14 protein-coding genes and 1 pseudogene are annotated in these 22,785 nt (G+C 41.6%); 12 read left to right on the top strand and 3 right to left on the bottom strand.

From position 1 onward, the window contains the following. Window positions 1–565: 565 nt before the first annotated feature. Window positions 566–1,147, top strand: coding sequence for a hypothetical protein (locus OCU36_RS19850; RefSeq protein WP_261840190.1), 582 nt, complete (start codon window positions 566–568; stop codon window positions 1,145–1,147). Between the two features lie 1,419 nt (window positions 1,148–2,566). Here OCU36_RS19850 and OCU36_RS19845 read toward each other — a convergent pair. Then, the gene (locus tag OCU36_RS19845) at window positions 2,567–3,592 is read right to left on the bottom strand and encodes an IS110-like element ISVisp6 family transposase (RefSeq protein WP_261839017.1); all 1,026 of its coding nucleotides are present in this window, start codon (window positions 3,590–3,592) and stop codon (window positions 2,567–2,569) included. A gap of 90 nt (window positions 3,593–3,682) precedes the next feature. On the opposite strand from OCU36_RS19845, the gene OCU36_RS19840 reads away from it, so the two are divergent. The 10 genes and pseudogenes from OCU36_RS19840 to OCU36_RS19785 all read left to right on the top strand — a co-directional run bounded on the left by OCU36_RS19840 (window position 3,683) and on the right by OCU36_RS19785 (window position 18,773). Then, window positions 3,683–4,063 carry a nuclear transport factor 2 family protein gene (locus tag OCU36_RS19840; RefSeq protein ID WP_258633640.1) on the top strand — a complete coding sequence of 127 codons (381 nt, stop codon included), beginning with the start codon at window positions 3,683–3,685 and terminating at the stop codon, window positions 4,061–4,063. 675 nt (window positions 4,064–4,738) lie between these two features. Next, the gene (locus OCU36_RS19835; RefSeq protein WP_261840189.1) at window positions 4,739–5,335 is read left to right on the top strand and encodes a glutathione S-transferase family protein; all 597 of its coding nucleotides are present in this window, start codon (window positions 4,739–4,741) and stop codon (window positions 5,333–5,335) included. A 146-nt stretch (window positions 5,336–5,481) separates the two neighbouring features. Then, entirely contained in the window at window positions 5,482–5,832 is a 351-nt protein-coding gene (locus tag OCU36_RS19830) for a RidA family protein (protein WP_261840188.1), read from the top strand. Window positions 5,833–5,982: 150 nt separating this feature from the next. Continuing rightward, a complete protein-coding gene (locus OCU36_RS19820; RefSeq protein WP_261840187.1) occupies window positions 5,983–6,447 on the top strand; it encodes a GNAT family N-acetyltransferase in 465 nt (154 codons plus the stop codon). 665 nt (window positions 6,448–7,112) lie between these two features. Beyond that, window positions 7,113–7,583, top strand: coding sequence for a GNAT family N-acetyltransferase (locus tag OCU36_RS19815; protein ID WP_170903739.1), 471 nt, complete (start codon window positions 7,113–7,115; stop codon window positions 7,581–7,583). A 1,177-nt stretch (window positions 7,584–8,760) separates the two neighbouring features. After that, on the top strand, window positions 8,761–9,189 hold the full coding sequence (locus OCU36_RS19810; protein ID WP_261840186.1) for a GNAT family N-acetyltransferase: 429 nt from the start codon (window positions 8,761–8,763) through the stop codon (window positions 9,187–9,189). A gap of 2,203 nt (window positions 9,190–11,392) precedes the next feature. Then, window positions 11,393–11,755 carry a hypothetical protein gene (locus OCU36_RS19805; RefSeq protein WP_261840185.1) on the top strand — a complete coding sequence of 121 codons (363 nt, stop codon included), beginning with the start codon at window positions 11,393–11,395 and terminating at the stop codon, window positions 11,753–11,755. 700 nt (window positions 11,756–12,455) lie between these two features. Continuing rightward, window positions 12,456–12,835 (top strand): annotated as a pseudogene (locus tag OCU36_RS19800) (nuclear transport factor 2 family protein). 2,245 nt (window positions 12,836–15,080) lie between these two features. Beyond that, on the top strand, window positions 15,081–15,554 hold the full coding sequence (locus tag OCU36_RS19790; protein WP_261840184.1) for a GNAT family N-acetyltransferase: 474 nt from the start codon (window positions 15,081–15,083) through the stop codon (window positions 15,552–15,554). A 2,757-nt stretch (window positions 15,555–18,311) separates the two neighbouring features. Continuing rightward, the gene (locus OCU36_RS19785; RefSeq protein ID WP_261840183.1) at window positions 18,312–18,773 is read left to right on the top strand and encodes a GNAT family N-acetyltransferase; all 462 of its coding nucleotides are present in this window, start codon (window positions 18,312–18,314) and stop codon (window positions 18,771–18,773) included. Between the two features lie 724 nt (window positions 18,774–19,497). Here OCU36_RS19785 and OCU36_RS19775 read toward each other — a convergent pair. Continuing rightward, window positions 19,498–20,648 (bottom strand): IS3 family transposase gene (locus OCU36_RS19775; RefSeq protein ID WP_261837465.1). Its coding sequence is split into 2 segments (ribosomal slippage): window positions 19,498–20,405 and window positions 20,405–20,648, totalling 1,152 coding nucleotides; the frame shifts between segments, so codons are not numbered across the junction. A gap of 480 nt (window positions 20,649–21,128) precedes the next feature. After that, complete coding sequence (locus OCU36_RS19770; protein ID WP_261840182.1) at window positions 21,129–22,025, bottom strand: GIY-YIG nuclease family protein; 897 nt, start codon at window positions 22,023–22,025, stop codon at window positions 21,129–21,131. A 216-nt stretch (window positions 22,026–22,241) separates the two neighbouring features. Here OCU36_RS19770 and OCU36_RS19765 point away from each other — a divergent pair, with 216 nt between their 5' ends. Next, window positions 22,242–22,649, top strand: coding sequence for a bleomycin resistance protein (locus OCU36_RS19765; RefSeq protein WP_261840172.1), 408 nt, complete (start codon window positions 22,242–22,244; stop codon window positions 22,647–22,649). The last annotated feature ends 136 nt before the right edge of the window (window positions 22,650–22,785 follow it).

Genomic DNA, 22,785 nt, shown 5'->3' with positions numbered 1-22,785 from the left:
CGCGTGCTTCACACCTTAATTGGGCGTTAGTTTGCAAAGGGCAGAAAAGCGTTTTGGTCTAAAAGCTTGGTTCTGCGTTCTAGCTATACACCTGTTATTTCCCAAAGACTTTTCAGCGAAATAGGCATCTCGCGTAGCCCGTTTTTCGGTTAATTGACTTCCGTGTTACTCATTTCTTTCGTGTTAGTAAGATTCATTTCTCAATTTTCTTGCGCGCTGCTTCTTTGGTTTTGAAAGTTAAGTGTGAGCATTGAAAATTGCATTTGCGGTTGTCGGCATCTATGAAAGTCTTCTTAGCCAAGCCCGTTTTGTTGTATGAATTTGATATTCGTAGTTTTCAATTTTACATCTCCGTTCAAAGCCAGTAGTTTGTTAGTCAATTCAGCACCTTGGCGCTAAACCTTTGGTTTATCGCGGTAGCAAACTAACAAAACGCTTAAGACGGACTAACAAACGCTCGGCATTTTCGGTTCGGTTTAGTTTAGTGATTAAGGTGTTCAAATTGGGTTAGGTGGTAGGTTTGTTAGCCACTGAGCTTAGCGTTAGAACTAAAAGGAGATTTTGAGTGCTCAAAAAACATTTTATAACTCAAGAATTACCAAGCAAAGATGGTTACACATGGACTTTAGCTAGTCGTTTGGGGAGTATGTTAACTGAAGTTGAGGCTTTGTATGGTGAACGTGATAAGTCATGGACATTTGTAGGGCTAGAATTTGAAGAAAATGGACCTCAAAATTGGTTTCCTGGCAATTGTGGCAATATAGCTATTCAACTAAATACAAATGCTATTAATGATGAAGTATTAGCTCATTATCAGCTTGCACATGAAGTTGTACATCTTCTTGCTCCGAGTGGTGCAAGAGGGGCTCCAGTAATAGAGGAGGGGTTAGCAACTATGTATTCAGAAAATTACCTATCAGCCAACTATGGAATAACAGATTATTCCAAGTTTACCAATCTAGATTCATATATTGAGGCTGCAAGGCTTGTACGAGAGTTGCTAGCATTTGATCCCGATGCAATACGAAAATTAAGGGATATAGAGCCGTCATTTAAAAAAATGTCTTTGGATACATTTGCAGAAGCTGGGCTTGATTACACTAAAGGTAAGATAACCAAGCTAGTTGCAAGCTTTGTGCGTGAATAGTTCTAACAAAGCATTTAAGAGTGATTCCCAACGCTTGGCATTTTTCATTCCATCGTTGGGCTCAGTGTTTACGGTGGTATGGTTGGGTTTCGTGGTAGCGTTGCTCACACCTTAATGCGGCGTTAGTTTGCAAAGGGCAGAAAAGCGTTTTGGTCTAAAAGCTTGGTTCTTCGTTCTAGCTATACACCTGTTATTTCCCAAAGACTTTTCATCGAAATAGGCATCTCGCGTAGCCTGTTTTTCGGTTAATTAGCTTCTGTGTTACTCATTTCTTCCGTGTTAGTAAGGTTCATTTCTCAATGTTCTTGCGCGCTGCTTCTTTGGTTTTGAAAGTTAAGTGTGAGCATTGAAAATTGCATTTGCGGTTGTCGGCATCTATGAAAGTCTTCTTAGCCAAGCCCGTTTTGTTGTGTGAATTTGATATTCGTAGTTTTCAATTTTACATCTCCGTTCAAAGCCAGTAGTTTGGTAGTCAATTCAGCACCTTGGCGCTAAACCTTTGGTTTGTCGCGGTGGCAAACTAACAAAACGCTTAAGACGGACTAACAAACGCTCGGCATTTTCAGTTTGGTTTGGTTTTGTGATTAAGGCGTTCAAATTGGGTTAGGTGGCAGGTTTGTTAGCCACTTAGCTTAGCGTTAGTTTGCAAAGGGCAGAAAAGCATTTTTGGTCTAAAGCTTAGTTCTACGTTCTTGCTATTCACCTAGTAGTTCCCAAATACTTGTCATCGAAACTCTCATCGCACGTAGCCAGTTTCACGGTTAATTAGCTACCGTGTTATTCATTTCTTTCGTGTCAGTAAGGTTCATTTCTCAAAGTTCTTTGGCTCTGTTTCTTTGGTGTTTCCGCTTGAATTTGAATATTGAAGTACGGTACTTGTGGTCGTTAAGTTCTGCGAAAGTCTCCTTTGCCAAGTTCGTTTTGTGGCTCAATCTGAGTTTCGTAGTCTTCGATTTTATTTCGGTGTTCAAAGCCAGTAGTTTTGTAATTAATTCAGCATCTTGTCGCTAAACTTTGGCTTCATCGTGTTGGCAAACTAACAAAGTGTTAAAGACGGATTCCCAACGCTTGCGAGTTCTGGCTTCAAGTTTTAGTGTGGTGATTATGGTATGTTGTCTTGAGTTCGGTGGGCGTTGCTCACCACTTAACACGGCTACATGGATTCCCCCGGTTGTCAAACATCCGCTAAACTTATGTTGATGGGTTTTGGACTGCCGCTCTACATTCGGCCTACTTATCGACGATTCGCATACGTCGTGGCCCTGATGACTTGCGCGACTGCGGTGCCTTATTCGTTAGATGACATCTAGTGTGTCCGCCGCATTAACAGGCTCTCCGCAAGTGGTCTTAACCTATCTCCATCATTAGCGTCTGCAATGACCCGGTGGTTTTAACTCTTTATGCTGCTTAAGTTTCTACTTAAGCAGCATAGTTTTCATATTCGGTTTGATTGTGTAAAAGCGACCATATAATTCGTGCGTTCTTCGCGGCAAGTGCCACTATCGCTCGGTTCATTCCTCTTCGTTCTAGAACGCCTCGACACCACTGACTTAGCTTATCTTGCTTGTCGCCAAGGTTAGCAATGACTGTCCTTGCCCCGTGAACTAATAGTGTTCGCAAGTATTTGTCGCCGTGTTTGGTTATCCGACCTAAGCGAGGCTTTCCTCCCGTCGAATATTGCTTTGGTACGAGTCCTAGCCAAGCAGAGAAATCACGGCTTTTATCAAATTGAGAACCATTGCCTATCGAAGCAAGTATCGCAGTAGCGGTTTGCGGTCCAATGCCACGAACCTTCATCACTCGTTGAACATTAGCGCTGACCTTAGCAAAAGACTCGAAGACTTGTTCAGTATCGGCGATACGTTGATTCAACTCTCCAAGGTGGTGATAAGCATCGGCAATCACCGTTCTTGCGAGATGTGGCAGTTCATTTTCTGCATCTTCAAGGATTAAGGGAACGTGTTTCATTAATGAAGAGCGGCCAACAGGAATGATTAACCCGAACTCAGAGAGTAGGGCGCGCATGCGATTCATAAGGGCGGTGCGTTCACGAACCCAATGCTCTCTCATTCTATGTACCGATAAGATGGCTTGTTGCTCGGGGGATTTTACGGGTACAAAGCGAGTTGATGGACGCTGAACAGCTTCGCATATGGCAACAGCATCATTAAGGTCGTTCTTTCCTTTAGTTCGATAAGGAATTACGTATTTAACGGCCATAATGCGGGCGTCGTGCCCAAGTTTATTGAGTGTTCTTGCCCAATAATGTGCACCACCACACGCTTCAACGCCTATACGCATGAGTGGCATATTTGCTATTGTAGTCAGTAGTTTAGAGCGAGTTACCGACTTATGAAGTATGACCTTACCATTTTGGTCTACGGCATGAAGACTGAAGTGGTTTTTAGCTAGGTCGATACCGCAGAAATAAGAATAATCAGACATAGTGCCTCCGGTGCAATTAAGTACCACATAAGTGTGGCATATCCTCGGTAGGGGGAATCCATGTCATTCGTTAGGTGCTTGGAGGAAATAATGAATTCAAAGGAAGTTGTCCTAGCTTTTTGGGATGCAATGAAAACTAATGACTTTGCCAAAGCGAGTGAGTGGCTTAGTCCTAATTTCGAAGGCTTTTGGCCTCAATCAAATGAACTTACATTGGGTAGAGAAAATTTCACAGCTATTAATTCCTATTACCCCGCAAATGGTGTTTGGGAGTTTGAAGTTCATTCGGTAGTTTGTGACGGAGCAACGGTCGTAACTGATGTTTCGATTACAGATAGTGTTCAAAAAGCCCGTGCTATTACTTTTCATACCGTTGAAAACGGTTTGATCATCAAGCAAAAAGAATTCTGGCCTGATCCTATGGAAGCACAAGAATGGCGCTCAAAATGGGTAAAGGTTGTACAAGAATAAGCTACGCACCTAACAAGCAATTTAAGAGGGATTCACAACGCTTGGCATTTTTGCTTCTACTTCAAATTTAGTGGCTATGGCACAATGCTTTAGGTTTGGGTGGAGGCGTTGTTCACCCCTTAATTGGGCGTTAGTTTGCAAAGGGCAGAAAAGCGTTTTGGTCTAAAAGCTTGGTTCTGCGTTCTAGCTATACACCTGTTATTTCCCAAAGACTTTTCATCGAAATAGGCATCTCACGTAGCCTGTTTTTCAGTTAATTAGCTTCTGTGTTATTCATTTCTTTCGTGTTAGTAAGATTCATTTCTCAATGTTCTTGCGCGCTGCTTCTTTGGTTTTGAAAGTTAAGTGTGAGCATTGAAAATTGCATTTGCTGTTGTCGGCATCTATGAAAGTCTTCTTAGCCAAGCTCGTTTTGTTGGTTGGTTTTGAGTTCTGTCGTTTTCAATTTTACATCTGCGTTCAAAGCCAGTAGTTTGGTTGTCAATTCAGCACCTTGACGCTAAACCTTGGGTTTATCGCGGTAGCAAACTAACAAAACGCTTAAGACGGACTAACAAACGCTCGGCATTTTTGGTTCGGTTTAGTTTTGTGATTAAGGTGCTCAAATTGGGTTGGGTGGCAGGTTTGTTAGCCACTTAGCTTTAGCGTTAAATGTAATCGTCAAGGAGGGCGTAAATGAAAGTATATGGTGACCTACAATCAGGAAACTGTTTAAAAGTTAAGATGTTACTATCGTTTTTAAATATTAAGCATGAGTGGATTCATGTGAACATTTTAGATGGTGAAACAAAAACAACTGAATTTCTATCTAAATACCCGAATGGAAAAATTCCTGCGGTTGAATTAGATGATGGGCGTTATCTGTGCGAATCAAATGCAATTTTAGGGTACTTTTCTGAAAATACAGCATTTCTACCAAAAGATACGTACTTAAAAGCAAAGGTATATGAATGGTTATTCTTCGAACAATACAGTCATGAGCCATTCATTGCTGTAGCTCGTTTTATTCAAAAATATTTAGGTATGCCAAAAGAAAGAAAAGCTGAATATGTTTCACTTCAAGAGGGTGGTCATAAAGCTCTACAATTAATGGAAAGCCAATTGAGTAAAACTAGGTATCTAGTTGGTGATGAAATGACAATTGCTGATATTTCTCTTTATGCTTATAGTCATGTTGCAGATGAAGGTGGTTTCGATTTGACTCAATATCCAGCAATTCAAAATTGGTGTTATCGTATTCAATCAACACCAGGATACGTAGGTATGGCGTAAATTACATTTAACAAATGCATCAACACGATTTGCTACATTCGGCGTTCTAGGTTTCTTTGGTTTTACCGTGTTAAGTGGTAAATTTAGGCTTAATCTGCATGGTAGCAAACGTGTTATGCAGGCGTTAGCAGTTCAAGGAGAACAAAATGATTGAAAGGAAGCGGGGTGTCTATCAAGGTCGAAATAAATCATCAGCATATAAAGACTTGGTATGGACGGTAGCAACATCATCAGACACTTCTCTGGATATAGTTGGCCAAACTAAACTGACGCTAGAAACGATAGAACAAAACCTCGAAGAATTGGGTTCTGATAAAACTCAAATAGTAAGTGCGCAGGTGTTTATCGCCAATATGCCAGATAAACCTAAAATGGATAAAGTTTGGTGCGAGTGGCTGGGTGAAACTCCAGAACACTGGCCTCAACGAGCGTGCCTAGGTGTTGCGTTAGAAGGTGACGTACTTATTGAAGTCACAGTAACAGCGGTAAGACGTTAAAACACTGCTAACAAACTGTTTAAGAGTGATTCGCAACGCGTGGCATTTTTACTATGCGTTGGCTTCAGTGTTTAAGGTGGTATGGTTAAGTTTGGTGGTCGCGTTGTTCACACCTTAATGCGGCGTTAACTGTATTACGGAGGCAGTGGCATGATTACAATTCGAGAGTACGTTGAATCGGATGCTCAAGCACTCTGGGGTATTCACTTTTACACGATTCGTAACGTGAATATTCGTGATTACTCTCAAGAGCAAGTAGAGGCATGGGCTCCAGAGTGCCTTGATTTATCAGTTTGGAAAACGCGAATATCTGGTTTGTCACCATTTGTTGCTGAGGTAGATAACACTATTGTTGGTTATACTGATTTACAACCAAATGGGTTAATTGACCACTTCTTTTGTCATCATGAATATCAAGGTCAGGGCGTGGGCAAAGCACTCATGTCTCATGTGCTTAGCATGGCAGAACAACGTGGAATTAGGCGTCTGTATTCTGAAGTAAGTATTACAGCCAGACCATTTTATGAATATTTTGGGTTTAAAGTAGTTCAAACTCAAGAAATGGAGGTTCGTGGTCAAAAACTAAGAAACTTCGTCATGGAAAAATACAGTTAACAAAGCATTTAAGAGTGATTCGCAACGCTTGGCGTTTTCGCTTCGCTCAAGTATAGCCAAGCGCCGCTCACACCTTAATGCGGCGTTAGGCGATGGGCAGGAAAGTTCTTTATTCTCATCTTCTTGGTTATCTTTGACCATTCGTTTATCTAAGTCGGCAATTTGGTATTGTCGGCTCAAATTATTGAACCTCTCCAACCGTAAAACATGCCAAAATTCGTGGGTTGCCTCATTGGTTTTCAGTGTTGGATAGTGGTGAGTTTGACTTGCTCAAAATGTGGCAAGGGCAAGTCAATTGAGGCTTTCGATTTCGCTGCTAGTTTGTCGCTTTGGCATTTTCGGGTTCAAAACCTGCATTGTTGTTGAAGGTCAGCATTTCGTGGTTGTCGAAATTTCGGCTGAAACATAGTGGCTTTTCTGGTTCTTGAATCACAAAAAGTCAGTGGGTGTTTGGTTGCTTATTTGGTTTCGGGTACTCTGCTTTAAAAACAACTTAAACATTGGTGGAAAACTTCGCCTAACAAGGCGTTTAAGGCGGATTCACAACGCTTGGCGGTTTTGGTTCAAGTCAACTTAAGTGTTTAAGGTACAAAGGGGTAGGTTTGGTGGTTGGCGTTGTTCACCACTTAACGCGGCGTTATGCGATTCAATAGTATGGAAGCAAAATGGTAGAAATAGAGAAGATTAACGAATCAAATATTGGGGCAATTAAGCTTATTCGTTTAGCTGATGAACAAGTTAAGTTTGCTGGTACAGCTGATGAATTCATATCAAGTGCAAGTGAGACAACTCATTTACATGTCATAAAAAACAACGGTTCAGTAGTCGGTTTCTTCAAATTGGATGTTGATTATTCTTCTAACTATGAGTTTTGTCCGCCAGATGGGCTAGGATTAAGAGCTTTTGCTATCGACACTAGTCAGCAAGGTAAAGGGTTAGGCACGAAGGCGGTCAAAGCTCTCTTTCCCTACTTAAAAGCCCACTACTCAGCGTTCAATTGGATTTACCTGACAGTTAATTGCAAAAATCCAGGAGCAAAAGTGTGTTACGAAAAAGGTGGTTTTGAAAACTGTTTTGAACAGTATTTGGGTGGTCTAGCGGGTCCTCAATACATAATGTGCGCAAAAATCGCATAACAAAGCGTTTAAGAGTGATTCCAAACGCTTGCCGGTTTCGCTTCGCTCACAGTATGGCAAGCGCTTGTCACACCTTAACGCAGCGTTAGTTTGCAAAGGGCAGAAAAGCGTTTTGGTCTAAAAACTGGGTTTTGCGTTCTAGCTATACACCTGTTATTTCCCAAAGACTTTTCATCGAAATAGGCATCTCGCGTAGCCCGTTTTTCACTTAATTGGCTTCCGTGTTACTCATTTCTTCTGTGTTAGTAAGGTTCATTTCTCAATGTTCTTGCGCGCTGCTTCTTTGGTTTTGAAAGTTAAGTGTGAGCATTGAAAATTGCATTTGCGGTTGTCGGCATCTATGAAAGTCTTCTTAGCTAATCCCGTTTTGTTGTGTGAATTTGATATTCGTAGTTTTCAATTTTACATCTGCGTTCAAAGCCAGTAGTTTGGTCGTCAATTCAGCACCTTGGCGCTAAATCTTGGGTTTATCGCGGTAGCAAACTAACAAAACGCTTAAGACGGACTAACAAACGCTCGGCATTTTCAGTTCGGTTTAGTTTTGTGATTAAGGTGCTCAAATTGGGTTAGGTGGTAAGTTTGTTAGCCACTTAGCTTAGCGTTAGTTTGCAACGGGCAGAAAAGCGTTTTGGTCTAAAAGCTCGGTTCTTCGTTCTAGCTATACACCTGTTCGTTTTCTAATCTAACGAACTTTCCGGTGGCACTGTGTGTGCAGTGTTTGTGGTGGGTTAGTCGTTTACTGGTTCTAACTTTTTCGCTACGTTCTTTGGCGCGGCTTCTTTTTTGTGGGGGCTAAGTTGCTCTCAACAGGTTTTGTCGTACTTGGCTGTTAAGTTCATCGGACGAATCCTTTGCCAGCTCTAATCCTTCAAACTGTGGTTGTCTCGCGCATGTCGCTTCTTAGCCAAGCTCGTTTTGTTGGTTGGTTTTGAGTTCTGTCGTTTTCAATTTTATATCTACGTTCAAAGCCAGTAGTTTGGTCGTCAATTCAGCACCTTGGCGCTAAACCTTGGGTTTGTCGCGGTAGCAAACTAACAAAACGCTTAAGACGGACTAACAAACGCCCGGCATTTTCGGTTCGGTTTAGTTTTGTGATTAAGGTGTTCAAATTGGGTTGGGTGGCAGGTTTGTTAGCCACTTAGCTTAGCGTTATACGCTTTTGAGGAAATAATCCAATATGAACAAGGTAGTATTCAGAAATTGCGATGAAAATAGTGAGTATTGGGTTGCTCTAGAAAAGTTGTTTCAAACTGAATGGTCTGATTTTCTGTTCGTAAATACCTATAAACCCGAAAGTAACCTCCCACCGGTGATTGTTGCTCTCAGAGATAATCAAGTTATTGGTGGTCTCTCATATTCGCGCTTCAAAGAACCTCATGGTGACTCAGAAGTTATTTGGTTTAATGCTGTTTATGTTTTACCGGAGTGGCGTGGTCAAGGTATTGCTAGTGAACTGATTAACCGAGGTGTTAGCCAAGTATCAGCAACAGTTCAAAGTAACTTGTATGCTTACACCAATGTACCACCGCTGTACGAGTCTTTAGGCTGGTTAGCGGTTGATATTGAAAGTGAGCTAAATCATAAGGTTATGAAGGTTCCGTTGTAGTGTCAGCACGCGTATAACAAAGCATTTAAGAGTGATTCGCAACGCTTGGCAGTTTCGCTTCGCTCAAGTATAGCCAAGCGCCGCTCACACCTTAATGCGGCGTTAGTTTGCAAAGGGCAGAAAAGCGTTTTGGTCTAAAAGCTGGGTTCTTCGTTCTAGCTATACACCTGTTATTTCCCAAAGACTTTTCATCGAAATAGGTATCTCGCGTAGCCCGTTTTTCGGCTAATTGGCTTCCGTGTTACTCATTTCTTTCGTGTTAGTAAGATTCATTTCTCAATGTTCTTGCGCGCTGCTTCTTTGGTTTTGAAAGTTAAGTGTGAGCATTGAAAATTGCATTTGCGGTTGTCGGCATCTATGAAAGTCTTCTTAGCCAAGCCCGTTTTGTTGTATGAATTTGATATTCGTCGTTTTCAATTTTACATCTCCGTTCAAAGCCAGTAGTTTGGTAGTCAATTCAGCACCTTGGTGCTAAACCTTTGGTTTGTCGCGGTGGCAAACTAACAAAACGCTTAAGACGGACTAACAAACGCTCGGCATTTTCAGTTTGGTTTGGTTTTGTGATTAAGGCGTTCAAATTGGGTTAGGTGGCAGGTTTGTTAGCCACTTAGCTTAGCGTTATGAAGCTGCTGTTAACGTATCTTTTTGTAGGTGGTTTTGTTCTTCAAAGGCTGTGCTTTTCTACCATCTAATTAAAATCCTCTTAGGCTTAAATCTTGCTGTTTCCTTTGCTTTTAAGCCTATTGGGATATGTCGAAAGAATAATATGCCATGTGACTTTATGCTCTAAAACTAGATCGAGTTGTGGCAATTATCTTCACCGTGAGTTTATCGTTCGGCACTTCTTTGTTTCCTCACTTTTTGCGTTTGCTTGGAGTGACTTTCAGGTAATCATTGTGGGCCAGCAGTCGGCGCTTATTTCAGAGGCTAGGGCGTTGGCATTGAGTTAAGTGGCACGGTTTAGCGCCTTTTCATAACAAATTGCTTAAATGGACTGGCAACGCTTGGCATTTTCAGTTCCAATGAGTTTAATGATTAAGGTGCGTTGCTTCTGGTTGAGTGCTTTGCCAGCCACTTAGCAAAGCGTTAGTTTGCAAAGGGTAGAAAAGCATTTTTGGTCTAAAAGCTTGGTTCTTCGTTCTAGCTATACACCTGTTATTTCCCAAAGATTTTTCATCGAAATAGGCATCTCGCGTAGCCTGTTTTCCGGTTAATTGGCTTCCGTGTTACTCATTTCTTTCGTGTTAGTAAGATTCATTTCTTAATGTTCTTGCGCGCTGCTTCTTTGGTTTTGAAAGTTAAGTGTGAGCATTGAAAATTGCATTTGCGGTTGTCGGCATCTATGAAAGTCTTCTTAGCCAAGCTCGTTTTGTTGGTTGGTTTTGAGTTCTGTCGTTTTCAATTTTACATCTGCGTTCAAAGCCAGTAGTTTGGTTGTCAATTCAGCACCTTGGCGCTAAACCTTGGGTTTATCGCGGTAGCAAACTAACAAAACGCTTAAGACGGACTAACAAACGCTTGGCATTTTTGGTTCGGTTTAGTTGTGTGATTAAGGTGTTCAAATTGGGTTGGGTGGCAGGTTTGTTAGCCACTTAGCTTAGCGTTAGTTTGCAAAGGGCAGAAAAGCGTTTTGGTCTAAAAGCTGGGTTTTGCGTTCTAGCTATACACCTGTTCATTTTCTAATCTCACGAACTTTCCGGTGGCACTATGTGAGCAGTGTTTGTGGTGGGTTAGTCGTTTACGGGTTCTAACTTTTTCGCTACGTTCTGTGGCGCGGTTTCTTTTTCGTTGTGGCTAAGTTGAGCTTAACTGGCTTTGTCGCACTTGGGTGTTAAAGTTCAGCGAACGAATCCTTTGTCAGTAGAAATATCTCAAACCGTGGTTGGTCGGCGCATGTCGCTTCTTAGCCAAGCTCGTTTTGTTGGTTGGTTTTGAGTTCTGTCGTTTTCAATTTTACATCTGCGTTCAAAGCCAGTAGTTTGGTCGTCAATTCAGCACCTTGGCGCTAAACCTTGGGTTTATCGCGGTAGCAAACTAACAAAACGCTTAAGACGGACTAACAAACGCTCGGCATTTTTGGTTCGGTTTGGCTGCGTGATTAAGGTGCTCAAATTGGGTTAGGTGGCAGGTTTGTTAGCCACTTAGCTTAGCGTTATATGTAAAGCTCAGTTTCGTCATATTAAATAAGTAGAGAATCTAAAATATGTTATTTACAACAGATCTAATTTCGCTGGCAGTAAAGAAGCTCGTTGAAAGCTATTCCTACGACTCCAGTTCAAAAACATCTATCGAGTTGAGCGAAGAAGCAACGAAAGCTGAGATCGAATCTCGCATACTATTATCCGGTGCTAAGGTTGAACAAGAGTTAGCTATTGCACGGCGTATAGATTCGGCAGAGGAAGTTGAAATAGAAGAGTATTACGATAATAGCGGTAAGGGAAACTTGGGTGTTACAACTGATGGCTCTAGCATATCCGCCGGTCTAGGTGGGGAAGGGCGAAAAGTAACTAAACGTATCATTAAGTTCAAAGGTTACGCACCAATTATACAAAGTGATGAACAATAGTCATATTTACATATAACAAAGCGTTTAAGACGGATTCCCAACGCTTGGCATTTTCGGTTTGCCTTGAATTTAGTGTTTACGGCACAATGGTTTAGGTAGGGTGGTTTGCGTTGCTCACCACTTAACGCGGCGTTAGTTTGCAAAGGGCAGAAAAGCGTTTTGGTCTAAAAGCTGGGTTTTGCGTTCTAGCTATACACCTGTTCGTTTTCTAATCTCACGAACTTTCCGGTGGCACTATGTGGGAAGTGTTTGTTGTGGGTTAGTCGTTTACGGGTTCTAACTTTTTCGCTACGTTCTTTTGCGCGGCTTCTTTTTCGTTGCGGCTAAGTTGTTCTTAACTGGCTTTGTCGCACTTGGCTGTTAAGTTCATCGAACGAATCCTTTGTCAGCTCTAATCCTTCAAACTGTGGTTGTCTGGCGCATGTCGCTTCTTAGCCAAGCCCGTTTTGTTGTATGAATTTGATATTCGTAGTTTTCAATTTTACATCTCCGTTCAAAGCCAGTAGTTTGGTAGTCAATTCAGCACCTTGGCGTTAAACCTTGGGTTTATCGCGGTAGCAAACTAACAAAACGCTTAAGACGGACTAACAAACGCTCGGCATTTTCAGTTCGGTTTAGTTTTGTGATTAAGGTGCTCAAATTGGGTTGGGGGGTAGGTTTGTTAGCCACTTAGCTTAGCGTTAGGTGCTTGGAGGAAATAATGAATTCAAAGGAAGTTGTCCTAGCTTTTTGGGATGCAATGAAAACTAATGACTTGCCAAAGCGAGTGAGTGGCTTAGTCCTAATTTCGAAGGCTTTTGGCCTCAATCAAATGAACTTACATTGGGTAGAGAAAATTTCACAGCTATTAATTCCTATTACCCCGCAAATGGTGTTTGGGAGTTTGAAGTTCATTCGGTAGTTTGTGACGGAGCAACGGTCGTAACTGATGTTTCGATTACAGATAGTGTTCAAAAAGCCCGTGCTATTACTTTTCATACCGTTGAAAACGGTTTGATCATCAAGCAAAAAGAATTCTGGCCTGATCCTATGGAAGCACAAGAATGGCGCTCAAAATGGGTAAAGGTTGTACAAGAATAAGCTACGCACCTAACAAACAATTTAAGAGTGATTCGTAACGCTTGGCGGTTTTACTATGCGTTGAGTCATGTGTTTAGGGTGCAATACTGTAGCTTCGGTGTTGCGTTACTCACACCTTAATTGGGCGTTAGTTTGCAAAGGGCAGAAAAGCGTGTTGGTCTAAAAGCTGGGTTTTGCGTTCTAGCTATACACCTATTCGTTTTCTAATCTCACGAACTTTCCGGTGGCACTGTGTGTGCAGTGTTTGTGGTGGGTTAGTCGTTTACTGGTTCTAACTTTTTCGCTACGTTCTTTGGCGCGGCTTCTTTTTTGTGGGGGCTAAGTTGCTCTCAACAGGTTTTGTCGTACTTGGCTGTTAAGTTCATCGGACGAATCCTTTGCCAGCTCTAATCCTTCAAACTGTGGTTGTCTCGCGCATGTCGCTTCTTAGCCAAGCTCGTTTTGTTGGTTGGTTTTGAGTTCTGTCGTTTTCAATTTTACATCTACGTTCAAAGCCAGTAGTTTAGTAGTCAATTCAGCACCTTGGCGCTAAACCTTTGGTTTGTCGCGGTAGCAAACTAACAAAACGCTTAAGACGGACTAACAAACGCTTGGCATTTTTGGTTCGGTTTGGTTTTGTGATTAAGGTGTTCAAATTGAGGTGGCTGGTAGGTTTGTTAGCCACTTAGCTTAGCGTTAGTTTGCAAAGGGCAGAAAAGCGTTTTGGTCTAAAAGCTGGGTTTTGCGTTCTAGCTATACACCTGTTCGTTTTCTAATCTCACGAACTTTCCGGTGGCACTATGTGGGAAGTGTTTGTTGTGGGTTAGTCGTTTACGGGTTCTAATTTTTTCGCTACGTTCTTTTGCGCGGCTTCTTTTTCGTTGCGGCTAAGTTGTTCTTAACTGGCTTTGTCGCACTTGGCTGTTAAGTTCATCGAACAAATCCTTTGTCAGTTATTGTCCTTCAAACCGTAGTTGTCTGGCGCATGTCGCTTCTTAGCCAAGCCCGTTTTGTTGTATGAATTTGATATTCGTAGTTTTCAATTTTACATCTCCGTTCAAAGCCAGTAGTTTGGTAGTCAATTCAGCACCTTGGCGCTAAACCTTTGGTTTGTCGCGGTGGCAAACTAACAAAACGCTTAAGACGGACTAACAAACGCTCGGCATTTTCAGTTTGGTTTGGTTTTGTGATTAAGGCGTTCAAATTGGGTTAGGTGGCAGGTTTGTTAGCCACTTAGCTTAGCGTTAGTTTGCAAAGGGCAGAAAAGCGTTTGTGGTCTAAAAGCCTTGTTCTGCGTTCTAGCTATTCACCTGTTATTTCCCAAAGACTTTTCATCGAAATAGGCATCTCGCGTAGCCTGTTTTTCGGTTAATTAGCTTCTGTGTTACTCATTTCTTCCGTGTTAGTAAGGTTCATTTCTCAATGTTCTTGCGCGCTGCTTCTTTGGTTTTGAAAGTTAAGTGTGAGCATTGAAAATTGCATTTGCGGTTGTCGGCATCTATGAAAGTCTTCTTAGCCAAGCCCGTTTTGTTGTGTGAATTTGATATTCGTAGTTTTCAATTTTACATCTGCGTTCAAAGCCAGTAGTTTGGTTGTCAATTCAGCACCTTGGCGCTAAACCTTGGGTTTATCGCGGTAGCAAACTAACAAAACACTTAAGACGGACTAACAAACGCTTGGCATTTTTGGTTCGGTTTAGTTGTGTGATTAAGGTGTTCAAATTGGGTTGGGTGGTAAGTTTGTTAGCCACTTAGCTTAGCGTTATGAAGCTGCTGTTAACGTATCTTTTTGTAGGTAGTTTTGTTCATCAAAGGCTGTGCTTTTCTACCATCTAATTAAAATCTTCTTAGGCTTAAATCTTGCTGTTTCCTTTGCTTTTAAGCCTATTGGGATATGTCGAAAGAATAATATGCCAATAGGCTTTGTGCTCTAAAACTAGATCGAGTTGTGGCAATTATCTTCACAGTGAGTTTATCGTTCGGCACTTCATTGCAACCTCACTTTTTGCGTTCGCTTGAAGTGACTTTCAGGTAATCATTGTGGGTCAGCAGTCGGCGCTTATTTCAGAGGCTAGGGCGTTGGCATTGAGTTAAGTGGCGCGGTTTAGCGCTTTTTCATAACAAATTGCTTAAATGGACTGGCAACGCTTGGCATTTTCAGTTCCAATGAGTTCAATGATTAAGGTGCGTTGCTTCTGGTTAGGTGCTTTGCCAGCCACTTAGCAAAGCGTTATAAATACAGTCAAAATCATCGCGAGGGAGCAGTAATGATAATTAGCAATACATTAGAACCAGGAGACTTAGGTCATATCGTTAAGCAGCATGGCTTACTTTACTCGAAAGAGTATGGCTATGACTTTACCTTTGAAGCATACGTTGCAGAGCCTCTAGCTCAGTTTGCAAAACGTAATGGTAAACGAGAGAAGATTTGGTTGGCCCGTATGGATGGTGAATTGGTCGGCACGATTTGTATTTGTGAAAACTCAAATACTGAAGCTCAACTTCGGTGGTTCTCAGTAGATCCAAAGGCTCGCGGAAAAGGTTTAGGAAAAACTCTAATTAAGCAGGCACTTAGCTTTTGTCTTGAGGAAAACTATTCCAAAGTAGTCCTTTGGACAGTTGCAGGTTTAGCTGTTTCAAAGTCACTCTATATCAAAAATGGATTTCAATTAATCCATGAGAAAGAGTGCGAACTTTGGGGGCAAGTTCAGCTTGAACAGTGCTACGAAAAATATTTATAACGAGCAATTTAAGAGGGATTCCCAACGCTTGGCATTTTTGGTTCTACTTCAAATTAAGTGTTTATGGCACAATGCTTTAGGTTTGGGTGAAGGCGTTGTTCACCCCTTAATTGGGCGTTAGTTTGCAAAGGGCAGAAAAGCGTTTTGGTCTAAAAGCTTGGTTCTGCGTTCTAGCTATACACCTGTTATTTCCCAAAGACTTTTCTGCGAAATAGGCATCTCGCGTAGCCCGTTTTTTGGTTAATTGGCTTCCGTGTTACTCATTTCTTTCGTGTTAGTAAGATTCATTTCTCAATGTTCTTGCGCGCTGCTTCTTTGGTTTTGAAAGTTAAGTGTGAGCATTGAAAATTGCATTTGCGGTTGTCGGCATCTATGAAAGTCTTCTTAGCCAAGCTCGTTTTGTTGGTTGGTTTTGAGTTCTGTCGTTTTCAATTTTACATCTGCGTTCAAAGCCAGTAGTTTGGTGGTCAATTCAGCACCTTGGCGCTAAACCTTGGGTTTATCGCGGTAGCAAACTAACAAAACGCTTAAGACGGACTAACAAACGCTTGGCATTTTTGGTTCGGTTTAGTTGTGTGATTAAGGTGTTCAAATTGAGGTGGGTGGCAGGTTTGTTAGCCACTTAGCTTTAGCGTTATAAGTCACATGGAGTTTGATTTAGTATGAAGCATCGAGAGTGCCCTAATTGTCAGCAGAAGATTGCACTTAGTTGGTTTTTATTTAGTGCAAACAGGACAAGGTATCGCTGTACACAATGTTCAGCTCTGATCGGATGGACACAAAGACGAACGTTTTTAGGTATGTTTGTTGGCGGTTCATCAGCGTTGAGTTTCACTTTACTTGAATCGTTGGTTCCTTCAATGAGTATACGAGTAATAATAATACTAATTTTGGCAGTCATACTGGCACTTTCAGTATCGAAGCAGTTCAAAATAATTGACGAAAGTGCCTTATAACAAGCACTTTAAACGGAACGTCAACAGCTGGCTATTGTTCGTTCCTCACAATTTTAGCCAACTATTTCCGTCCGTTTAAGTGGGCGTTATGACTCAGAGAGAGTTCGAGGTACTAAATGTATATTTACAGGAAAAACTCAGATAAGAAGTTCTACTCAATCGAACATCTAAACTATATGGTTTGGTGTTATTCAGCTATATGTGCTGGGTGTTTTGCGTTTTTTCTGGCTTTATTGAGCGCGAGCTCGAATTTGGAATTATTTCAGTCGAATTGGATCAGAGTGTCGATTTTCTCATATGCATTATCTTTGGGGGCTTCACTGTTTACGCTGATGACCATCGTCAATTACAAGGCATACCCAAAAACACTTTACCGTGTACTTTTCCGGTCACGTTTGAACTTTGTAGCGGGTATAGGCGTTTGGTTATCAATTGTTGCTACATTTTGTCTAATATCTTACTTTTCCTTATTCGGTTCGGTAGCTGGAATATTTGTCTTATTGGGCAGTATGAAGTGCCTGAAAGGAATCTTTGCAATCGAAGAGTTTGATGAAGAAGAAGTCGAAGAACGTCTATCAAGAATTGAGTCATAACAAGCAATTCAAGCAGATTCGCAACGCTCGGCATTTTCAGTTTGAATCAGCTTTAGTGTTTACGGCACAATGGTTTAGCTACGTGGTAGCGTTGCTCACTACTTAATTGGGCGTTAGTTTGCAAAGGGCAGAAAAGCGTTTTGGTCTAAAAGCTGGGTTTTGCGTTCTAGCTATACACCTGTTCGTTTTCTAATCTCACGAACTTTCCGGTGGCACTATGTGGGAAGTGTTTGTGGTGGGTTAGTCGTTTACGGGTTCTAACTGTTTCGCCACGTTATTTGGTGTGGTTTCTTTTTTGTTGCGGCTAAATTGCTCTCAACAGGTTTTGTCGCACTTGGCTGTTTAGTTCATCGAACGAATCCTTTGCCAGTTCTAGTCCTTCAAACCGTAGTTGGTCGGCGCATGTCGCTTCTTAGCCAAGCCCGTTTTGTTGGTTGGTTTTGAGTTCTGTCGTTTTCAATTTTACATCTGCGTTCAAAGCCAGTAGTTTGGTGGTCAATTCAGCACCTTGGCGCTAAACCTTGGATTTGTCGCGGTAGCAAACTAACAAAACGCTTAAGACGGACTAACAAACGCTCGGCATTTTCAGTTTGGTTTGGTTTTGTGATTAAGGCGTTCAAATTGGGTTAGGTGGTAAGTTTGTTAGCCACTTAGCTTAGCGTTAGTTTGCAAAGGGCAGAAAAGCGTTTTGGTCTAAAAGCTGGGTTCTGCGTTCTAGCTATACACCTGTTATTTCCCAAAGACTTTTCATCGAAATAGGTATCTCGCGTAGCCCGTTTTTCGGTTAATTGGCTTCCGTGTTACTCATTTCTTCCGTGTTAGTAAGATTCATTTCTCAATGTTCTTGCGCGCTGCTTCTTTGGTTTTGAAAGTTAAGTGTGAGCATTGAAAATTGCATTTGCGGTTATCGGCATCTATGAAAGTCTTCTTAGCCAAGCCCGTTTTGTTGTGTGAATTTGATATTCGTAGTTTTCAATTTTACATCTGCATTCAAAGCCAGTAGTTTGGTTGTCAATTCAGCACCTTGGCGCTAAACCTTGGGTTTATCGCGGTAGCAAACTAACAAAACGCTTAAGACGGACTAACAAACGCTCGGCATTTTCGGTTCGGTTTAGTTTTGTGATTAAGGTGCTCAAATTGAGGTGAGTGGTAAGTTTGTTAGCCACTTAGCTTAGCGTTATAAGCACGTGCAATCAACAGGAGTCCAGATGGAAAGTGAAAGGCTAGAATTGGTTCCACCATCATTAAAATATGCAGATGCAATGTATCAAGTGATAGATGAATCTAGGCGTGAACTTTCTCAATTTTTGCCTTGGGTTTCAGATGAGTTCTGGTTCAATATCATCGAAAAAGAAACTGGAATGTTTGTAGGTGCAATTGGTTTTATTGTCAGAGACAAGAGTGTGCCTTACTTTGAGATTGGCTATTGGTTGAAAACATCAAAAACTGGTTTGGGCTATGTGAGTGAAGCTATTGGGTTGGTAGAGCAATTTGCTTTTATCAATAAGTCGGCTCAACGAGTCGAAATAAAAATGGCTGGTTCAAATCTCAGGAGTCAGTTAGTAGCCAAGCGTTGTGGCTACAAGCTTGAAGCTCATTTAGCCAACGCAAGACGCTTACCATCTGGCGAGTTAGATAGTACAGTTGTTTACGCAAAAATGTGCTTATAACAAACTGTTCAAGAGGGATTCGCAACGCGTGGCATTCTCACTATGCGTTGGCTTTAGTGTTTAAGGTGGTATGCGGCGGCTTCGGTATTGCGTTGCTCACCCCTTAACAGGGCGTTATGAAGCTGCTGTTAACGTATCTTTTTGTAGGTGGTTTTGTTCTTCAAAGGCTGTGCTTTTCTACCATCTAATTAAAATCCTCTTAGGCTTAAATCTTGCTGTTTCCTTTGCTTTTAAGCCTATTGGGATATGTCGAAAGAATAATATGCCATGTGACTTTATGCTCTAAAACTAGATCGAGTTGTGGCAATTATCTTCACCGTGAGTTTATCGTTCGGCACTTCTTTGTTTCCTCACTTTTTGCGTTTGCTTGGAGTGACTTTCAGGTAATCATTGTGGGCCAGCAGTCGGCGCTTATTTCAGAGGCTAGGGCGTTGGCATTGAGTTAAGTGGCACGGTTTAGCGCCTTTTCATAACAAATTGCTTAAATGGACTGGCAACGCTTGGCATTTTCAGTTCCAATGAGTTTAATGATTAAGGTGCGTTGCTTCTGGTTGAGTGCTTTGCCAGCCACTTAGCAAAGCGTTAAGTGTTTCAATGTAAAAAGGAGTTTATTTTGGCAATAAGTACAAAAGACATAAAAATGTTGTGGAGTCTGTGTGGTGGATTTTGTTCAAACCCATGTTGTAGAGAGGATTGATCTGCTCCAGTCAGACTGGACACCGCATTAAGCGACATATTGTTTTTCAAAGTTAACTGGGCTTAGATACCCAAGAGCACTGTGCCTTCTTGTTCGATTATAATCAACTTCGATATATTCAAAAAGCGCTTGGCGCATCTCTTCTCGCGTCATTATCGGCTCGTATTGGATGGCTTCTACTTTCATTGTGTGGAAAAAGCTTTCAACACAGGCGTTATCCCAGCAATTTCCCTTCCTACTCATACTTTGTTTTAAATTATGAGCTGCGATTAAGTCTCGGTAGTCTTTTGAGCAATATTGGCTGCCTCTATCACTATGGATAATCATTCCTTCTGGCATGCCTCTGCGGAACAAAGCCATTGATAGCGCATCACAGACAAGAGTTGCGGTCATTCTTGTACTCATTGACCAACCAACGACTTGCCGTGAATACAGGTCGATAATAACAGCTAAATACATCCAGCCTTCGCTAGTCGCGAGATAGGTGATATCTCCAGCCCATTTTTGATTTGGGGCTGTCGCATTAAAGTCTTGGTCAAGCAAGTTCGGGGCAACGGGAAGCCTATGCTTACTGTCTGTCGTGCTTTTGAACTTACGGGCGGCCTTCGCAACGAGTCCCTGACGCTTCATGCTCGCGGCGATGGTTTTTACATCGTGCTTATTACCATTTTCTTCAAGTTCTTTTTGAATACGCCTTGCACCATCACGTTCCTTTTTATCATCAAAGACTTCGCGAACTTTGATATCAAGTTGCTTGCGGTGCTCGTTTCGTTGAGTGACTTTATTGCGATTATCAATCCAGTAATAAAACCCACTTCGAGAAACCCCAAACACCTTAGCCATACGGACAATCCTATATTGCATAAGGTGTTTGAGCATAAACTCATAGCAATCTACTTTAGATTTTTCGCGAAGTAGGTGGCGGCCTTTTTTACGATATCTAGCTCTTCAGCTTGCTCTGCCAATAATCGTTTGAGTTTGGCATTTTCGGTGGCGAGCTCTCTTTCTCTATCACTGACTTTCGCGTCTTTTTTGACGGCTTTACGCCATCCATAGATCTGGGATTCATATAACGATAGCTGCCGTGCAGCCGCAGCGACCCCCACTTTCTCTGCTAACTTAAGTGCTTCAGCTTTAAATTCAGGAGCATGTTTGATTCGTATTTTCTTAGTTGTCATTGTTCACCTCGTTAGTGATTGTACTCACTTAACTCAGTGTCCAAAACTTTTGGTGCGGATCAGTTTTGAAGTTGACACCATCGCAGTACAACGCAGAACACCACCAATCGTATGCTAATGTCGCAAGTAAAACCTCCCATACAGTTATCGGTCAAGAGTTTGATAATGTAGCAGTTGTTATTGACGAATTTTTTACATACGATGCTAACGGTATGCTGATATACCAATCAAGAACATACTATAACTCTGTTAAAATGCTATTTCAAAATATCACACGAACTAGAAAGCGCTTGAAATTAGTTATAATAGCTAATAAGCCTGTATTGAATAGATGCCTTTCTATCTTAAAGTAATGGGGCCAGGCAACTAACAAAGCATTTAAGAGTGATTCGCAACGCTTGGCAGTTTCGCTTCGCTCAAGTATAGCCAAGCGCCGCTCACACCTTAATGCGGCGTTATATTTCTCGCATGGTTTCAGGTTTATAAAACTTTTTTCACAGTTCCTCTATCTGCGATAGTTTCAATGACTTTCTCGTCCGAAATGTCTAGAAACCACTCGCCGTTTGCGCGCTGTTTGTGAAATGCTTTATGTAAACTCTTTTCCAACTTGATGGCGTTCTTCTTCGTTTCGAAGACTAGTGATAGTTTCAGCTTTGTTGGGCTAGAGGTTTGCATGTCACGCAGACGTTTCTTAGGGTCTTTGCTTATACCTATTTTGCAATAGTTCGTCCCGCTTTGCCTAATAACGTAAAGCAATTGAGCTCGCTGTATCTTACTCGCCATCGTGAAACCAGATAGTGTGATGTTTCCGCTATTGGCTCTAGTCAGTACTAAGCCATGTTTTTTCATAGTTCGATAAAGACGTGAAACTTCACTACTTGGAATTAAACTACCATTTTGCTGCGACAAAGAATGTAGAAATTGCTTCTCAACGTAGTGTAGTGTCTTATCTGCCTTTTCGAATAAAGCGTTTATGCATAATTGTATGCCATAGGTTCGGATTTTAGATTCTCGTTCGAGCGCTAGGTTTGCTTTCTTTTCAGCTGTGCGCTCACGTTTTAACTCTTTCTTACTTAGATTCTTCTTATGCGTAATTTGAGTTTTAGCTACCGATTTATTCCGTTCAAGGTAGTCAACAGGCGGAACCAATGTTGGGAGTAGCGTTTCAATTTCGTTAAGGTAACTCTTGTTTCTGCTTGCCCTTACAAATTCGATAAATCGATATAGCGTAACTTTCTTTCCAATCAAACGTTTCTTCCACCCGCCAGTTGGGGGCCAGTTTACGCCAAGCACTTGTAATTGGGCTTTGCTATACCCCCCTTTGGGTGTTTTGGCTTTAGTTAGGCGTTCTTCAGTCAACGTAATCAATCTATTCATGTGAAAAATCTGCATTCCAACAGGGCGTTCAGTATAACAATGTGCCTTTTAATTCCCTAGGGAGGCTTGAGATAAATATAACAAGGCGTTTAAGACAGATTCCCAACGCTTGGCATTTTTCATTCCATCGTTAGGTTTTGTGTTTAAGATGGTATGGTTAGGTTTCGTGGTGGCGTTGCTCACTACTTAACGCGGCGTTATGTGAATAGGGAAATTATGACATTACGAGTAGTGCCAGAATTATATTGCTTCGATATGGATGTTAGTAAATCTTACTTTATCAATGTGTTAGGCTTTGCTCTAAAGTATGAACGTATTGACGAAAAGTTTGCTTACTTAACTCTCGACGGCGTAGATATCATGCTGGAGGGAATTGATGGTAATAGTCGCAAGTGGGTTCCTGGTAAATTTGAAGCACCTTTAGGTAGAGGGGTTAACTTTCAATGGGATGTCGCGGATATTGAGCGCATTTATGCTCGTGTACGTGAGCAATCATTGGATTCGATATATTTGCCTCTGGAATCTAAGTCTTATCAGTGCGGAGATTCGGTGGTAACTCAAAAGCAATTTATAGCTCAAACCCCTGATGGTTACTTGTTTCGTTTTTGTCAGGATGTACGCTGATAAAATTCACATAACAAAGCGCTTAAGACGGACTAACAAACGCTTGGCATTTTCGGTTCGGTTTAGTTTTGTGATTAAGGTGCTCAAATTGGGTTAGGTGGTAGGTTTGTTAGCCACTTAGCAAAGCGTTAGGTTT

Origin of the sequence: Vibrio artabrorum (assembly GCF_024347295.1) — a bacterium.
Classification (GTDB): domain Bacteria; phylum Pseudomonadota; class Gammaproteobacteria; order Enterobacterales; family Vibrionaceae; genus Vibrio; species Vibrio artabrorum.
The sequence above is the reverse complement of the archived record's forward strand: the minus strand, read 5'-3'. Positions and strand labels throughout refer to the sequence as shown.

What these genes read in the sequence shown, in the direction of transcription:
- OCU36_RS19845 (WP_261839017.1), bottom strand. Translation starts at nt 3,592, where the DNA reads ATGTCTGATTATTCTTATTTCTGCGGTATCGACCTAGCTAAAAACCAC.
- OCU36_RS19840 (WP_258633640.1), top strand. Translation starts at nt 3,683, where the DNA reads ATGAATTCAAAGGAAGTTGTCCTAGCTTTTTGGGATGCAATGAAAACT.
- OCU36_RS19835 (WP_261840189.1), top strand. Translation starts at nt 4,739, where the DNA reads ATGAAAGTATATGGTGACCTACAATCAGGAAACTGTTTAAAAGTTAAG.
- OCU36_RS19830 (WP_261840188.1), top strand. Translation starts at nt 5,482, where the DNA reads ATGATTGAAAGGAAGCGGGGTGTCTATCAAGGTCGAAATAAATCATCA.
- OCU36_RS19820 (WP_261840187.1), top strand. Translation starts at nt 5,983, where the DNA reads ATGATTACAATTCGAGAGTACGTTGAATCGGATGCTCAAGCACTCTGG.
- OCU36_RS19815 (WP_170903739.1), top strand. Translation starts at nt 7,113, where the DNA reads ATGGTAGAAATAGAGAAGATTAACGAATCAAATATTGGGGCAATTAAG.
- OCU36_RS19810 (WP_261840186.1), top strand. Translation starts at nt 8,761, where the DNA reads ATGAACAAGGTAGTATTCAGAAATTGCGATGAAAATAGTGAGTATTGG.
- OCU36_RS19805 (WP_261840185.1), top strand. Translation starts at nt 11,393, where the DNA reads ATGTTATTTACAACAGATCTAATTTCGCTGGCAGTAAAGAAGCTCGTT.
- OCU36_RS19790 (WP_261840184.1), top strand. Translation starts at nt 15,081, where the DNA reads ATGATAATTAGCAATACATTAGAACCAGGAGACTTAGGTCATATCGTT.
- OCU36_RS19785 (WP_261840183.1), top strand. Translation starts at nt 18,312, where the DNA reads ATGGAAAGTGAAAGGCTAGAATTGGTTCCACCATCATTAAAATATGCA.
- OCU36_RS19770 (WP_261840182.1), bottom strand. Translation starts at nt 22,025, where the DNA reads ATGAATAGATTGATTACGTTGACTGAAGAACGCCTAACTAAAGCCAAA.
- OCU36_RS19765 (WP_261840172.1), top strand. Translation starts at nt 22,242, where the DNA reads ATGACATTACGAGTAGTGCCAGAATTATATTGCTTCGATATGGATGTT.